Source organism: Lysinibacillus sp. NPDC093688, from assembly GCF_050280145.1.
GTDB lineage: Bacteria > Bacillota > Bacilli > Bacillales_A > Planococcaceae > Lysinibacillus > Lysinibacillus xylanilyticus_B.
The window spans coordinates 45961-61188 of the sequence record NZ_JBNNUX010000007.1 but is presented as its reverse complement, the minus strand read 5'-3'; the positions used below and the strand labels follow the sequence as shown (position 1 = coordinate 61188).

Annotated in this window: 14 protein-coding genes and 1 pseudogene; 2 read left to right on the top strand and 13 right to left on the bottom strand. The window is 37.3% G+C overall.

Annotation, left to right across the window (positions count from 1 at the left end; genetic code table 11):
• Window positions 1-26: 26 nt before the first annotated feature.
• From ACQKN2_RS08100 to ACQKN2_RS08085, 4 genes are read right to left on the bottom strand one after another with little or no spacing between them, the layout of a single operon-like run.
• Complete coding sequence (locus ACQKN2_RS08100) at window positions 27-503, bottom strand: RNA polymerase sigma factor (protein ID WP_427414512.1); 477 nt, start codon at window positions 501-503, stop codon at window positions 27-29.
• Entirely contained in the window at window positions 493-870 is a 378-nt protein-coding gene (locus ACQKN2_RS08095; RefSeq protein ID WP_427414511.1) for a group-specific protein, read from the bottom strand. Before ACQKN2_RS08095 ends, ACQKN2_RS08100 begins: the two co-directional genes overlap by 11 nt.
• 8 nt (window positions 871-878) lie before the next feature.
• Window positions 879-1628, bottom strand: a complete 750-nt coding sequence (locus ACQKN2_RS08090) for an ABC transporter permease (RefSeq protein ID WP_427414510.1) — start codon at window positions 1626-1628, stop codon at window positions 879-881.
• Window positions 1625-2347: an ATP-binding cassette domain-containing protein gene (locus ACQKN2_RS08085; RefSeq protein ID WP_427414509.1), complete on the bottom strand. Its 723-nt coding sequence runs from the start codon at window positions 2345-2347 to the stop codon at window positions 1625-1627. Before ACQKN2_RS08085 ends, ACQKN2_RS08090 begins: the two co-directional genes overlap by 4 nt.
• Before the next feature lie 271 nt (window positions 2348-2618).
• Between ACQKN2_RS08085 and ACQKN2_RS08080 the strand changes: the two genes are divergently transcribed.
• Complete coding sequence (locus ACQKN2_RS08080; protein ID WP_427414508.1) at window positions 2619-3206, top strand: hypothetical protein; 588 nt, start codon at window positions 2619-2621, stop codon at window positions 3204-3206.
• Window positions 3207-3591: 385 nt separating this feature from the next.
• On the top strand, window positions 3592-4152 hold the full coding sequence (locus ACQKN2_RS08075) for a hypothetical protein (protein ID WP_427414507.1): 561 nt from the start codon (window positions 3592-3594) through the stop codon (window positions 4150-4152).
• A gap of 200 nt (window positions 4153-4352) precedes the next feature.
• On the opposite strand, the gene ACQKN2_RS08070 is transcribed toward ACQKN2_RS08075, so the two are convergent.
• From ACQKN2_RS08070 to ACQKN2_RS08030, 9 genes and pseudogenes are all read right to left on the bottom strand, one after another.
• The gene (locus ACQKN2_RS08070; protein ID WP_427414506.1) at window positions 4353-5456 is read right to left on the bottom strand and encodes a C45 family autoproteolytic acyltransferase/hydolase; all 1104 of its coding nucleotides are present in this window, start codon (window positions 5454-5456) and stop codon (window positions 4353-4355) included.
• A gap of 87 nt (window positions 5457-5543) precedes the next feature.
• A complete protein-coding gene (locus tag ACQKN2_RS08065) occupies window positions 5544-6392 on the bottom strand; it encodes a MerR family transcriptional regulator (RefSeq protein ID WP_427414505.1) in 849 nt (282 codons plus the stop codon).
• Between the two features lie 1817 nt (window positions 6393-8209).
• Window positions 8210-8428 (bottom strand): annotated as a pseudogene (locus ACQKN2_RS08060) (DUF3784 domain-containing protein); the annotation flags it as partial.
• A gap of 241 nt (window positions 8429-8669) precedes the next feature.
• On the bottom strand, window positions 8670-9974 hold the full coding sequence (locus tag ACQKN2_RS08055) for an alpha/beta hydrolase (protein WP_427414504.1): 1305 nt from the start codon (window positions 9972-9974) through the stop codon (window positions 8670-8672).
• 13 nt (window positions 9975-9987) lie between these two features.
• Window positions 9988-11067, bottom strand: a complete 1080-nt coding sequence (locus tag ACQKN2_RS08050) for a DUF1648 domain-containing protein (protein ID WP_427414503.1) — start codon at window positions 11065-11067, stop codon at window positions 9988-9990.
• A gap of 7 nt (window positions 11068-11074) precedes the next feature.
• Window positions 11075-11452, bottom strand: a complete 378-nt coding sequence (locus ACQKN2_RS08045; RefSeq protein ID WP_427414502.1) for a GntR family transcriptional regulator — start codon at window positions 11450-11452, stop codon at window positions 11075-11077.
• A 502-nt stretch (window positions 11453-11954) separates the two neighbouring features.
• Window positions 11955-12332 carry a carboxymuconolactone decarboxylase family protein gene (locus ACQKN2_RS08040; protein WP_427414501.1) on the bottom strand — a complete coding sequence of 126 codons (378 nt, stop codon included), beginning with the start codon at window positions 12330-12332 and terminating at the stop codon, window positions 11955-11957.
• A 212-nt stretch (window positions 12333-12544) separates the two neighbouring features.
• Window positions 12545-13918 (bottom strand): argininosuccinate lyase, encoded by a 1374-nt coding sequence (gene argH / locus ACQKN2_RS08035; RefSeq protein ID WP_427414500.1) that lies wholly within the window; start codon window positions 13916-13918, stop codon window positions 12545-12547.
• Between the two features lie 78 nt (window positions 13919-13996).
• On the bottom strand, window positions 13997-15190 hold the full coding sequence (locus tag ACQKN2_RS08030) for an argininosuccinate synthase (protein WP_427414499.1): 1194 nt from the start codon (window positions 15188-15190) through the stop codon (window positions 13997-13999).
• Between the last annotated feature and the right edge of the window lie 38 nt (window positions 15191-15228).

Sequence of the window (15228 nt, the reverse complement as noted above, 5' to 3'; positions counted from 1 at the left end):
CTCCTTTAGCTCTTCCTTTAAAGTCCTTATCGCATACTTGATTTAACTGTACCAAGGGGAATAGACAATATTTGTGCAATTTCCTCCTGTGGCAAATCATGATAGTAAACAAGCAAAATAACAGCTCGCTGCTTTTCGGGTAAATGAAGTATCGCCTCTTGTATCGTTAACTTCTCATCAGCAGATATCCGATGACTTGACGTCGGTACTAAAAACGGGAAGAGCGTGCGCCATTTTTTCCGCCGGTTCAATTTATTAATCATTAAGCGATACGCGATTTGAAATAAAAAGGCTTTCACCGTTCCCTTTTGCTCATCAAAATCTTCTTTTATATATTGTAAACGCTCAAAGGTATCTTGCACAATATCAATGCTTAGCTGATCTTCCCGAGTATAGCGAAATAAAAAGCAGTACAATGGCTCATACAAACAACTATAGAGCTGTTCAAAGCCCTCGACATCGCCGTTTTTATAGGCCTCCATCCACTCCTCGTTACTTATCATCTAGCTCATCCCCCAAATGAGCCTTAATAGACTTTAATGTCATAGAAACACGAGTTACCAAATTGGCAACTATTACAATGACCCATGCTTGCGATTGGTTTGTAAAAAACTGCACATATGGATTTTCGATTGTTTGTGAGAAAGACAAAAGCATGTTTAATGCCTGCATACAAAGTATTGTATATATGGCTAAAACGAGCGTTAAAGTATCAAATACATTCCAACGTAAATAAATTGTTGTTTTTTTATAATTAATTTTTCCATTTTCGCGAACAATATATTTTTTATTCATCTGGAATGTAATTACCGAAATAATAATAAACCAAATGCCAATGACAATTAAAGATACAATAAATCCGATCCCCATAAAATCACCTACTTACTGGTATATACTTTTTTAGCGATAGCTGCTAGCACCATGCTAATCACTGCTAAAATTATACAATATTGATACTGTGGAAGCCATGTGTCGTTAATTAAATTTAAGTACATTTGCAAGCTATCATTTAAATAAAGCATTGGATTCCAGCTTAGAAAAATATAATAATCATGTGGGTTTTTTCCCCCAATTGTTAAAAACATCGTTGTCATCGTTACTGAAAACATGAATAAAATCATAATTGGCACTAACATACTTTGAGCTACTTTCTCGTTTTTAAATAGACCTGCTAATATAAAACTCAATGGATATAATGCCAGTAAAACAAAATTACTAATCAAAATAATCATAAAATAAGATGAAAGTGAAATATCAATAATGAAGGAATAGCCAATGAGTAATAGCACTAAAAATACATTTAATAATGTAAAGACACCGATTCCCATCCCAATATAGTAAGTGTGTGGCTTAATGCCTGTTCGCTGTACCCATTGGAACGTTTTATTGGCCTTCATATCTGCCAAATATATAGTAGAGCTAGAAAATGCAAATGAGAAAATTAACATTAAAATTGAAACTGGTAAAAACTGGCCTTTAATTAGATAATCAAATGCTTCTCCGGTCATCATGTTTTTACAAATAACTGACATGATTAAAAAAATAAATGCTGGTGACAAGTTTCCAATAGACATTCCTGCATTTCGTATACTTTCTAACATATAAATTCGTGCAATTTGTTTCATCATCCCGCTCTTCCTCCTAAAATTTGGCCTGTCACTTCATAGTAGAGACCTTCGATTCCCGGTAATTTCGCCTCAGTGTATTTTTGATAGAGCTCATCCTGAGTGCTATTTTCAATAAGCTTCCCGTCTTTTAAGATCACTACATAATCAAATAACGGCTCTAATCCTGCCACTTCATGACTAATAATGATAATCATTTTGTTACGTTGACGAATTTCATCTTGTAAGTAAAACATCAATTGCTTTTTCTTCGTTAAATCTAAATCAGCAAACGGCTCATCTAAAATGATGATTGGTTTATTTAATAAAAAAGATAGATAGATTGATACTGCTTTTCTCTGACCGCCTGAAGCATTTTTCAATAAGATGTGGTCATAAGTCGGTAACCCTAACATTTCATATAGCTCTCCCAAATCAACCTTATTGTTCGTCAATTTAGTAAAAAGAGTGATCACTTCACGAATTTTTAGATGCTGATAACTCGAAAAAAATTGGTACTGCAACGCAACTTGCTCCTGTACATGTTGAGACGTCTCATTGAATACAATGGTACCTCTATCAGGTTTTACATCTCCCGCTATACATTTTGATAATGTAGATTTACCCGCTCCATTCTGACCTAATAATAAATAACAATACCCCATTTGAAATGTAGCCGACACACCATCCAAAACGTTCACACCATTATATTTTTTCACAATATCCTTCACAATAAGCTCCAAAATAATCCCTCCTTATTTTTATGTTCACTGACTATACAAACGGCAATTGGAAAAGATTCATTTTATTTTTAAAAAAATGAAATAAAATTATATGTTTCTATAAAATGATTTTTATATATAAAATACATAATTATTGGGAATTAAGTAAAAACGAAGGAATATCATCTTAATATGGCTCTGATGAAAGAAGTTTGATGAGCGGTTGGGGAAGAAATTTTTATCTTGTTTTCCTGCACGATTAATAATACTAACTTAAAAGGGAGTTACCTAAGTGCGCGATTTTGAAGAACTTAAGTATTTTTTAGAACCTCATTTTGGTTCGAAGATAGGCTGGGAGCTAATCGAATACGCTGTTATTGAACATCGACAATTAAGTAAAAAAGAACGATCCAAATTCAAAAAAGAACTTTTATATATGAAACAACTGTTAGAACAACATCAATATGAAAAAATACAACAAATTATTAAGAAGAATAATTTAGAAAATACAAAGCTTTACAATATTGATAAAATGCAAAAATTTATTGATAAGGTTTTACCTATTATTGAGAAATATGAATTTAAAAAAGGTATCCCTTATGTCCCCTTTAAAGCTTTAAATTATTTGTTTGATACAATTATTACTCCACCTAAAACAAAATTATCTTTCGATTTTATTGCTATAGATATTAAAAGAGAAGGAGATACATTTATACATCATATCTTGCAAGATTTAAAATATGTAGAAAAAGTCTTTATGGAGAAAGATGAAGCTAATATTCAAAAGTTACTACAACTTTCCAAAGAAAAAGGGGTTACTATTTTTGAATCACAACATCGAGATGAATTTATCCAAGTAGTAACGAACGAATTAAGTTAAGAAACAAGTGTGTCTTAAAGAGAATTTACTATAAAAAATGGCCACTATGTATTTTTTCTATGTAATTACGCTTTAGTAAATGGCAACACCGAGACTTTCAGGTACATGCAAAAAGACCTATCACTGTTTTTTATTAGAAGTCAGGAGATACTTTCGCAATGTGAACCACTATAACAATTTATTTTTAAGTTGAACTAATTTTTGGATTAGTTCAGCTTATATTTGTGATAAAAGATAAAATTTTAAACTATCTATGAAATGAAAGTATATTATTTGTGAGGTCTTAAATAATGGATTAGGAAAGAATAGTAGTCAAAAATATGACAAATGAACAATTATTTAATAAAATGGATTATAGATTAATTACTTTTGTAGGGGGACTACTATGGTAAACTTAACAGAATATCTGTACAGAAAGACAAAACCGATTATTGAAAGTTGGAATGAGGAAGGAATATATGCATTATCTTTTTTTGTATATACAAATGAAGATAATATCCCTAATTTTTTAATCAGTTATAATACTGAGGAAGATTGTGAGTATAGTCCACAGCTCAGTGAGCAGAGATGGAATTATGCCTTTTGGAGACAAGATGAAAATGAAATTATTGGTGATGAAGAATCAACAAATATTTTATTACAATGGTTTAAGGAAAATGGCGTAAAAGATATTGGGTACGAGGACGAAACATTAATGTTTGATGAGGATTATAATTATATAGGAAAAGGACCAAACGGATATTATGAGTTATTACAGATAGTTTCTAATGTAGCAAAAATATTACACGAAAATAAAGTTATTATAAATACTTTTAAAAGAGAAATACCCATAATTATTCACGATTTGGAATACTCTTGGTTTTCAGAAGAAGCAACGAAAAATGGAAACCCTAATGGAATAGCCGAGATATTCTCGGAAGCATTACGCCAAGAATTTCCAGAGTAAATTCTTGTATGTATTGAACAATTTACTTTCGATATGTTTCGGGCAATATTCATACCAATACATTTATCTACACCTCACAGAATGCTGATTATTGTACATTTATATAATCATTTATTAAATCAATAGAAATGAAAGCAAAATAAAAAATGTACACCACTAAATTGATTTTAGTAGTGTACGTTTTATGTTCTTTTTGTTAGTTAGGATTTTATTATTTTCCAAAATTCTGTTCCATAGCTTTTATTAGTAAATTCAACGGGTATTTGTGTTTTTGCAAAGTTGTCGCCACCCCCTATCTTGTTCACCTGATTTTGTAATGGTGAACCAAATGAAAATTCCAGTTGCAAATCAGTAAGGTTAAACAAAATTGAATGCACTGTTCCAAAGCTTTCATTGTAATTATGGACGGATAACCCTTTAGGAAACTCTGTTAAAAGAAGCTCTTGGATTTCATCAATAGATCTTTTGCCACTTTCCTTCAATTTCCCCCCTAAAATATCATATCTTAATTGAGAATGCTCGAGCTTGCCAGGCTCCATTTTTTGTATTGAAGAAAATAGACCATGGTTAGTGGCAATAAGATAATCTAGTTCTGCACGTTTCACTTCCTTTATTCCGTCGTATGTTCCAATTAAAGCTGCGTCGCCATTTGCATCAGCTATAAGTAGATTCATATTCGTTCCTACTGGCATATTGTTAACCATATAAATGGCTTCTTCTACATTTTTACAATTCTCTAACAGAGCTCTGACAATAACCATAAACTGTAACCCAGGTACTACTGGTAGTCTCATACCAGGATGTTTGCCAATAGGCATGCCACACGATGCATAGGCAACACATAGCCCCTTCTCATTTAAGCCTTCGCTCCGACCGAATGTAGAAACAGAAAATCCTGTATGAGTATACTTCCCCTCGACGACAGTTGTACATAAGCGCATATCTGAAATGTCAGGTGATAGATCATAATTTCTTATGACATATGTTTTACCATCCGCCATTTTTCCAGGCAAAATAGCCCCTAAACTACACCCTCCAGGAATTAACCAGGCATTTTGATAAAAATTTAATTGTTCGGGCTTATAGCCAAAGCCTTCCGCAAAGCCTTCTAATTCTTTATTTAAGCCTGTGCAATACTGCTCTATTTGTGCTCTCATTTCAAGATAAGCTTTGTCTGAAGCAAAATTTTCCGTAAAAAATAATGATTTCGCAAAAGGGATATTTTGAAATTCTCGGGCTTGTTGTTGTCCTATCTCGTACGAACTACCTTTAAGAAATGCAAACTGTCCTGTATTTATTTTCATTGATATACCCCATTCTATATAATACTAGCAAGACATTTCTACCCTTGCTAAATATAGAATAAAGTCTCCATCTACAGGAGAGTTTAGCTAGTTTCTTATTTTCACAAACACTTTTGTCAAAAAATCATTTGGATGTAGCTCAATATTTGGTTTGATATTAATTGGGTTTACTACTTCGGATGGGATTAGCCCCTTTATGTATTGCTCCATAAACATTCCTTCTGTCTTAAGGGATTGTTCCGTAAGCCATTCCTGCAAGCGACTATAGCCAAAATTCAACTCTGAATACGGTCCCTTTATATTTATACAAGCATACCTGCCTTCCGGTATTACTTTAATATACTCCGCCAGTTGAGTTGCTTTTATTGGCACCAATAGTTCAACATCTGCTACATTTTGCTTCCTATCCTGTTGATGAAAAATTGCAGTAAGTTTCCCTTCTATCTCTAATTGATAGGCATAAATTCGTTCAAATAATTTTTGTACTAACCTGTCTATTTCGATAATATTGATTTTTTCCCGAATGAAAAGCACCTGTATTTCTGATCGTTCTTCTATGTAACAACTCGATAATGTTGGCTTTGCATTAAATGTCTCAGCGTTCTTTATAGAATGTTTCACTTGGACAATATTTTGAATTTGTTCAGCGATTATTTCTTGTTGGTGCTCTAATTCCTGAACTTTTTTATGTAATCTTAGCTCTAAATCTTGCTTATCATTTTTCCCTTTTATAACCTGTTCAATTTCTTTTAATGAAAAATGACAGTCTTTTAGAACCTGAATAGTATTCAGCTCTTTCATTTTATCGTAATCATAATAACGATAGCCGGTCACTTCATCTATAAAAGATGGCTCGAGTAACCCAATATCGCTATAGTAACGAATAGTTTTTACAGGTACATTACATAGATTCGAAAATTTCCCAATGCTATACATAAGAACACCTTCTTTTCAATTTAGTTGAATTCGATTCATCGTGCTATTTCATTCATCTTGAATGAATTGAAATAAATCGCTCCTTGCTTAGTTATTGTACGATAAAGTTGTAGTAATTGTTTCAAAATATAATGAACGTGAGGTTGATTTAAGCGTCCAATGAACCACCCTGCTCTAAGTCTCATCAATCAACATTCACTCTAATCAACGTATAAACAACATGGTATACGTTTTAACAACTATCAGCGACAACTTGCTCAAATACAGAAGGTGAAAGGATGCCTAAAAACCAAAAGAGTATGCTCATGATTTGAGCATACTCTTTTCGATATATACTAATTTGTCTCGTATGTGAATTACCTTGTTCCTGCCGGTATTTACCCTGCTTCCGCGGGTATTTGCCTTGCTTCCGCGGGTATTCACCCTGCTTCCGCGGGTATTTACCCTTTCCGCGGGTATTCACCTTGCTTCCGCGGGTATTTACCTTGCTTCCGCGGGTATTTGCCTTGCTTCCGCGGGTATTTACCCTGCTTTCGCGGGTATTTACCCTTTCCGCGGGTATTCACCTTGCTTCCGCGGGTATTTACCCTGCTTCCGCGGGTATTCACCTTGCTTCCGCGGGTATTCACCTTGCTTCCGCGGGTATTCACCCTGCTTCCGCGGGTATTTACCTTGCTTCCGCGGGTATTTGCCTTGCTTCCGCGGGTATTTACCCTGCTTTCGCGGGTATTTACCCTTTCCGCGGGTATTTACCCTGCTTCCGCGGGTATTTGCCTTGCTTCCGCGGGTATTTACCCTGCTTTCGCGGGTATTTACCCTTTCCGCGGATATTCACCTTGCTTCCGCGGGTATTTACCCTTTCCGCGGGTATTTACCTTGCTTCCGCGGGTATTTACCCTGCTTTCGCGGGTATTTACCCTTTCCGCGGGTATTCACCTTGCTTCCGCGGGTATTTACCTTGCTTCCGCGGGTATTTGCCTTGCTTCCGCGGGTATTTACCCTGCTTCCGCGGGTATTTACCCTTTCCGCGGGTATTCACCTTGCTTCCGCGGGTATTTACCCTGCTTCCGCGGGTATTCACCTTGCTTCCGCGGGTATTCACCTTGCTTCCGCGGGTATTCACCCTGCTTCCGCGGGTATTTGCCTTGCTTCCGCGGGTATTCACCCTGCTTCCGCGGGTATTCACCCTGCTTCCGCGGGTATTTGCCTTGCTTCCGCGGGTATTCCCCCTGCTTCCGCGGGTATTTACCTTGCTTCCGCGGGTATTCACCCTGCTTCCGCGGGTATTCACCCTGCTTTCGCGGGTATTTACCCTGCTTCCGCGGGTATTTACCCTTTCCGCGGGTATTCACCTTGCTTCCGCGGGTATTCACCCTGCTTCCGCGGGTATTTACCCTTTCCACGGGTATTTGCCTTGCTTCCGCGGGTATTTACCCTGCTTCCGCGGGTATTTACCCTGCTTCCGCGGGTATTTACCCTTTCCGCGGGTATTCACCTTGCTTCCGCGGGTATTCACCCTGCTTCCTCGGGTATTTACCCTTTCCGCGGGTATTCACCCTGCTTCCGCGGGTATTTACCCTGCTTCCGCGGGTATTTGCCTTGCTTCCGCGGGTATTCACCTTGCTTCCGCGGGTATTTGCCTTGCTTCCGCGGGTATTTACCCTGCTTCCGCGGGTATTCACCCTGCTTCCGCGGGTATACTCCCTCTTCGCGCGGGTATTCACCCTCTTCGCGCGAGATCTACCCTTTCCGCGGGTATTTACCTTGCCTCTGCGGGTATTCTTCCTCTTCGCGCGCGGTTCACCTTGTATAGAAACTTATTTTTTAAAACGATTACGAGTATTGACATACACAAGTGTGAAAATAGTAAGACCTATAAAGAGAACGAGCCCGATGATAAATAGCCATTCCGTTTTAAATAGCTCGTTCAGTCCCCATAATAGTAAACAAAAACAGTAGCCGTACATCACTTTGCCCATAAATATCGCAAGTGCTTTTTCGTTATATTTCTCTTTCTCACTGTTGGACATCGTATTATAGCCCGCTAATCAATTATGCCTTGGCATAATTGCGTCCGGAATCGGCTTTGTGCCTGCACAAAGAACTCCTTTCCGATTCTGTGACATCCGCCGGAGGCTTTAATTTCTTTCAGCAGTTGTTTGGACACCTGCTGAAAGAAATTAAAAATGCACCTTTTCCTTGTGATAAAACAATTGCAAAGATTAGGAACGGAATCATTATGATAAACCAAACAATGACATTCATGATAATTAGTCTCTACTTTTCATTTAAAATAAATTGCTGAATGGCTGGCAGCAATTCTTTATGAAGTGGTAATGATGGGTCTGAATACGTCGCTAAATTTTTCGCGCGATCTGCTGGAGCATTTTTTAACACATGATTCATTCCGTCCATATATACAAGCTTGGCATCTGGTTTACCTTTCTTTAACGCTTCTGCATCAGTTGCAACTACTTGTATGTCGGTTGTTCCTTGAATAATTAAAACTCGGCTTTTCACTTTCGCTAATTCATTTGCAGGGTTATATTTTAACCATGAAATCATATACGGTTGAACGGAAGAACGGAAGAGAGATTGTAACTCTGGCGAAGAAACGTTCTTCACTAGCTCGCCTTTTTTCAAAGATGCAAGAACATCTGTTGTTTCTTTTAGAAGGGCTGGTGTAAACTGAACTTTTAATTGCTCTAACAAAACTTCATCTATTGGTCTTCCGGTGCCTGCTATAGAAACAAAAGATTCTACATTTGCTTTTTGTGCTGCTAGTAAACCGATCAATGAGCCTTCGCTATGTCCAATAATATGAACGCTTGAATAAGTATTGTCGGCTAAAAGGGTATTGATTACTTGAACTGCGTCATCTACGTATTGGTCAATAGTCATATTCTCTTCCTTTGTTAAAAGGGATTGATTATCGCCAACTCCTCGTTTATCATAGCGAACCGTAGCAATACCGTCTTTTGCTAATCCTTCTGCAATCATTTTTAAGCTATTATTTTTACCAGCTATGGCTGAATTTCCATCCTTATCGGTTGGACCAGAGCCTGCTATGATAAGTGCAACTGGTGATGGCTCCTTGCTAGCCTTTTGAAGGGCCACTGTTAACTCACCATCTTTAACGGGAATCTTTATCGTTTCATACGTAACTGGTTGTTCGGGTTGTTCTTTGAATGGTTTTAAGACAAGTGGGAGTTTGCCACCATTTTGTTGAAACGTTGCTTCAATTTGCCCATCTTTTAATGTTCCGTTAATTTCAATAGCCGAGCCATTTAAGTTGATCGATACACTTACTTGATCACCATTGTATTTAATGCTTTTAAATGGATAATTGGATAATCCTTGTGCTGGTACTGATAATTTCCCGCTATCTTTCTGCAACTCAACTATAATTGGAATAATTGGCAGTGCTCCGTTTTGTATCACAATATTTCCTTCCCATTTTCCTACTAACTGTTCATTCATTTTATTGTCCCCTTTCGTCTCTTTCCCTTTTGTGTTGTCTTCCTTCTGAGCGCATGCTGCTAATAATAAGAGTGCACAACATAAAAATAATAGTTTTTTCATAAAATCTCTCCCTCTATATGAAAATGACTAACAAGATTGGCAAAAATATGACAAGTATAATGATATAGCTCCATTTATTCGCCAAATTCACAGTCCAACCAACACCGTGTTTCTTTTGCACTAATAATGAGGGGTCATTTTTATTGATGTAAACTATACCCCATTTCCAGTATCGATCATCTGCTGCCGCTGTTTCGTTTGTATGTAAATCATCAAAGCGCTCATTACTTTTACTTAACTTCCAAATGAAGAGGATAAGCCCACCTAAAGAAACAATCATAAAAACGGTGAAAAGTGGGAAGAAGTAAGGAGCTGTTTGATTTTTTAAAATCACTGTTGTGTAATGTAAAACAACAAGAAGAATAGTCATACTATAATTAATCGCCGCTAAGTACCAGCTACCATATTTACGCTGTGTAAGCTCTCTATTGGCTGAAGCTTCTTTCGCCTGTGCGCTCAATTGTATTTTGGCATTTTTCATACCTATACTCATGATGAAAGAGCTAATTTGTATCCCTAGTAAAATAAGGGGCATTACAATTACTGATATCCATGTTTTTTCAGTCCAACCGTCTACCTCACCCGATACGTTCCAATGGGTAGCAAATACATCAGGGATGGCATTGTAATTCATATAGGTAAAGGTAATTAACGCTAAAGTCACAATAATTGGTAACACGAAAAATTTAGGTGAGAGTACTTCATCTCTATCACGTATAGATAGATCCGTCACATAAACGGTCTTGACATGTGCTTCCCAATTTTCTTGTTTTTTTAGTTTTTTTATTTTTATATGATAAGACATATAAAGAGCAGCTGATAGGAGTTGCATGACAAATAAGAATATGAAAGATAGTAAAACAAATTTCTCTTCCTGAATGGACGTAAATAGTAGAAAAATTTGGCCTAAAAGAAATGCAGTTGCTATGCTCCCTACCAGCATGCTGTAGTACTTCTTAAATATTCGTAGTTGCTGATGTTGCACATAGGGCTCTGGAATTGAAACACCAAACACTATTGTTTTTCTCGATAAAAATGGTGTTAATGTTTCCAGTACGCCTACAAAGATGAAGATGCTTACTATAAAAAGCATATTTCCCCTACTTCCATTGTTTTAGAATTCGATGAAACAAACTTGTCATCTGTTCTTTTTCGAGGCCACGTGCAAATGCCTCTGCCATAATTGGTTTTAATGCATTTTCTACTTTTTCAACTTCCGTCTCTTTCATTTCTTTTTTTTGACCACCGATAATGAGAGCCTTTGCTTTCGGCTTTAATTCGATTAACTCTTTTTCTTCGAGTTCATGATAGCTCTTACTTACCGTACTGACATTAATCCCTAAATCTGAAGCCATTGAACGAACTGAAGGTAATGTATCACCATTTTTTAGCTCTCCCTTAGCAATTAACTCAATTAATTGATTTGCCAACTGTTTATAGAGCTGTAATTCACTGCTTGAATCTAAATGAATATGCATCTTACCCCTCCAATCTGTATCGCACATCACCAAACAGAAATCTGTCATACTTAGAGTAATACAGATTTCTAATAATGTCAATTTTTTCTATAAATTAAAACTTAATCAGTGTTTCTCACTGATTATTAGTCTTCACCAATCGAGCTTTAGGGCAATGAATACGAAATAAAAAAAAGGACCCAGAAAAATTCTGGATCCAAGAACACTTATTTCTATTGATTATATCTGTATTGTTTTTTGCTTCTGCTTAAGCTACAGCAAAACAGAATAGCCTCTGCCTCACCAAATGCTTAAGATTTTTTAGAAGCTCACCTAATACAACTGTGGCGGACTTTCCTGAGATTCCTGGTCTTTGGGTGTTTGACTACTCATTCTACATCCTCCTAATCACATTAGATTAATAAGTGGTTCTGCTCTTAATATGAACCGTTTGACGATTGTTTATTCACGTGATGCGCATTTTTATTTAAAGTGGGATATCGCATAAAACGCCAAGGAAATTTTACGCTTCTTCTTTAAAGACCTGTTGCGCTATGGTTAAAGCGTTTTGCACACGCGGAAAACCTATGTACGGCACTAATTGTAATAGTGCTTCCACAATTTCTGTTTGTGTCAAACCTACATGTAAACCACGTTTAATATGTGTTTTTGTTTGCGGAGCAGCACCTTGAGTTACTACGGCTGTAATGACAACAAGTGCACGGCTTTTTGCATCTAGTCCTGGTCTTGAATAAACATCCCCATAGGCAAATTCTATAATCATTTTGCGTAAATCTGGTGCGATGTCAGCTAGTGCATCTGCCTCAATCATTCTTGCCGCTTCTTCCTTTGTCACATACTGTTTAATTGTTTCGTACCCCTTTGAAAAACGCTCATTCATTGAAAATCCCTCCCATTATCCTTTCATTACACAAAAACCCCAATTCCGCGTCTCCAGAATTGGGGATTGTCCTTCACGTATGTAAGGGTCTCTTTTTTTGTTTCACCCTCCGGCTCTAACAAAAAAGGAAAGTTTTTTTTCATAGTGCCTCACTGGACAGCTTTAATGAATATCTATGCAAAGTCACAAGGACACGCACGCTAAAATAATTGTTAAATTAGACAAGCTTTTGCCTTTTCAATTTGGATAATAACTTGATCAAATCCTGTACCACCTAATGAATGACGACGACGAACGGCAGCTTCAGGTGCTAATACATCGTAAATATCCGCTTCGATAAGCTCACTTTCTTTTTTCATGTCTTCAAGTGGTAAATCTAATAAGTAGATGCCCTTTTGAATACATGTGAATACAAGTTTTCCTGTCACTTCATGCGCTTCACGGAAAGGCATACCTTTTGTTGCTAGATAATCTGCAAGCTCCGTAGCGTTGGAGAAGTCAGAGTGTACTGCCTGGTGCAAACGCTCTGTATTGACAGTCATCGTGCGAATCATACCTTCAAAGATTTTTAGAGAACCAAGAATTGTATGGACTGTATCGAACATACCTTCTTTATCTTCCTGCATATCTTTGTTGTATGTTAACGGCGTTCCTTTAAGAACTGTTAATAAACCCATTAAGTTACCGTAAACGCGTCCCGTTTTCCCACGGATTAATTCCGCCATATCAGGATTTTTCTTTTGTGGCATTATAGAAGAACCTGTTGAAAAGGCATCATCTAATTCGATAAATTTGAATTCATCTGTTGACCACAAAATAATTTCCTCTGCAAAACGCGATAAATGCGCCATTAATAATGATGAATTGCTTAAAAATTCAACGATAAAATCACGGTCACTCACTGCATCCATAGAGTTTGCATAAACCTCGCTAAAGCCTAAAAGCTTTGCGGATTTTAAGCGGTCGATTGGGAAAGTTGTCCCCGCCATGGCACCTGCACCTAATGGCAAAATATCGATACGTTTAAGCGACTCCGTAAAACGTTGTTTATCACGTTCTAACATCCAGAAATAGGCCATTAAGTGATGCGCAAATGAGATTGGTTGCGCACGTTGTAAATGGGTATAGCCTGGAGCAATTGTTTCCACATGCTCCTCTGCCTTTTCTAGCAATGTCTTTTGGAATGTCTCCATTAAACCGATTGCTTCTTTCACACGTTTTTTCAAGAAAATGTGCATATCCGTTGCCACTTGGTCATTTCGGCTACGGCCTGTGTGAAGCTTACCACCTACAGGACCAATTAAGTCCATGAGCATTTTTTCCAGATTTAAGTGAATATCTTCATTAGCAACCGTAAATTCAAGCTCACCTGCAATTGCTTTTTCTTGTAATTGTGCAAGTCCACCGAGAATTGCCTCTACGTCAGTTGCTGGTAAAATTTCTGTTGCGCCAAGCATCGTAACATGTGCTACGCTACCTTCAAGGTCTTCTAGAACAAGCTGTTGGTCAAAGCCAATCGATGCGCCGAACTCGTCCACCCATGCTTCTGCTGATTTTTGGAAACGTCCGCCCCAAAGTTTTGTCATAACAGCTCACCTTTTCCTTCATTTCTTTTTGAAAAGGTGCAGCATAGCACAAGCTATCCTACACCTTGCTTGTCAAAATTAGTTTTTATTTACTGAAGAGTTAACTACTGTTGGCAGACCCCATAGTTCGATGAAGCCTACTGCTGAAGCATGGTTGAATTGGTCTTCTTTAGAGTATGTTGCTAGTTTTTCACTATAAAGTGAATTAGGAGATTTACGTCCTTCCACAATCGCATGACCTTTATAAAGCTTCACGCGTACAGTTCCGTTCACAAATTTTTGTGATTCAGCCAGGAATGATTCCAGTGCTACACGTAATGGAGAGAACCATAAACCATCATAAATTAATTCAGATAATTTTTTCTCAATGACTGGCTTAAAGTGCGCTAACTCTTTTACAAGTGTTAAGTCTTCAAGCTCTTTATGAGCCGTTAATAGCACTTTTGCCCCTGGAATTTCATATACTTCACGTGATTTAATACCAACTAAACGGTTTTCTACGTGATCGATACGACCAACACCGTGTGCACCAGCTACTGCATTTAGCTCTTGGATTAAATCAGCAAGCTTCATTTCTTTACCGTTTAAAGATACTGGCTTACCAGCAATAAATTCAATTTCCACGTATTCTGCTTCATTTGGAGCATTTTCCACAGAAACTGTTAAACCGTATGCTTCTTCTGGTGGAGATACCCATGGATCTTCCATTACGCCCGCTTCATTTGCACGACCCCATAAGTTTTGGTCAATAGAGAATGGTGAATCTAACGTTGCAGGAATTGGCACATTATGTTCCATGGCATATTCGATTTCCTCATCACGGCTCCAGCCCCACTCACGTACAGGTGCTAATACTTCTAAGTCTGGATTTAACGCTTTGATAGAAACTTCGAAACGAACTTGGTCATTCCCTTTACCTGTGCAACCATGCGCTACTGCGTCCGCACCTACTTGGTTCGCAATTTCCACTAATTTTTTTGAAATTAATGGGCGGGAAAGTGCCGATACTAACGGATATTTTTGTTCGTACCAAGTATGAGCTTGTAATGAGATTAATGCATATTCTTCCGCAAACTCATCCTTCGCATCTACCATATATGATTCAATTGCTCCTACTTGAAGAGCTTTATTTTTTACGAATTCAAGGTCCTTACCTTCACCAACGTCAAGGCACACTGCAATAACATCCCAACCTTGTTCTTTTAACCACGGTATTGCTACAGAAGTATCAAGACCTCCTGAATATGCTAATACTACTTTTTTATTTGCCATAAAAAATGCGCCTCCAATTAATCTATAGGATATGTATG

Bases quoted from the DNA above. Each gene is read 5' to 3' on its own strand.
- ACQKN2_RS08100 (WP_427414512.1), bottom strand. From the start codon at position 503: ATGATAAGTAACGAGGAGTGGATGGAGGCCTATAAAAACGGCGATGTC.
- ACQKN2_RS08095 (WP_427414511.1), bottom strand. From the start codon at position 870: ATGGGGATCGGATTTATTGTATCTTTAATTGTCATTGGCATTTGGTTT.
- ACQKN2_RS08090 (WP_427414510.1), bottom strand. From the start codon at position 1,628: ATGATGAAACAAATTGCACGAATTTATATGTTAGAAAGTATACGAAAT.
- ACQKN2_RS08075 (WP_427414507.1), top strand. From the start codon at position 3,592: ATGGTAAACTTAACAGAATATCTGTACAGAAAGACAAAACCGATTATT.
- ACQKN2_RS08070 (WP_427414506.1), bottom strand. From the start codon at position 5,456: ATGAAAATAAATACAGGACAGTTTGCATTTCTTAAAGGTAGTTCGTAC.
- ACQKN2_RS08065 (WP_427414505.1), bottom strand. From the start codon at position 6,392: ATGTATAGCATTGGGAAATTTTCGAATCTATGTAATGTACCTGTAAAA.
- ACQKN2_RS08055 (WP_427414504.1), bottom strand. From the start codon at position 9,974: ATGAAAAAACTATTATTTTTATGTTGTGCACTCTTATTATTAGCAGCA.
- ACQKN2_RS08050 (WP_427414503.1), bottom strand. From the start codon at position 11,067: ATGCTTTTTATAGTAAGCATCTTCATCTTTGTAGGCGTACTGGAAACA.
- ACQKN2_RS08045 (WP_427414502.1), bottom strand. From the start codon at position 11,452: ATGCATATTCATTTAGATTCAAGCAGTGAATTACAGCTCTATAAACAG.
- ACQKN2_RS08040 (WP_427414501.1), bottom strand. From the start codon at position 12,332: ATGAATGAGCGTTTTTCAAAGGGGTACGAAACAATTAAACAGTATGTG.
- argH (WP_427414500.1), bottom strand. From the start codon at position 13,918: ATGACAAAACTTTGGGGCGGACGTTTCCAAAAATCAGCAGAAGCATGG.
- ACQKN2_RS08030 (WP_427414499.1), bottom strand. From the start codon at position 15,190: ATGGCAAATAAAAAAGTAGTATTAGCATATTCAGGAGGTCTTGATACT.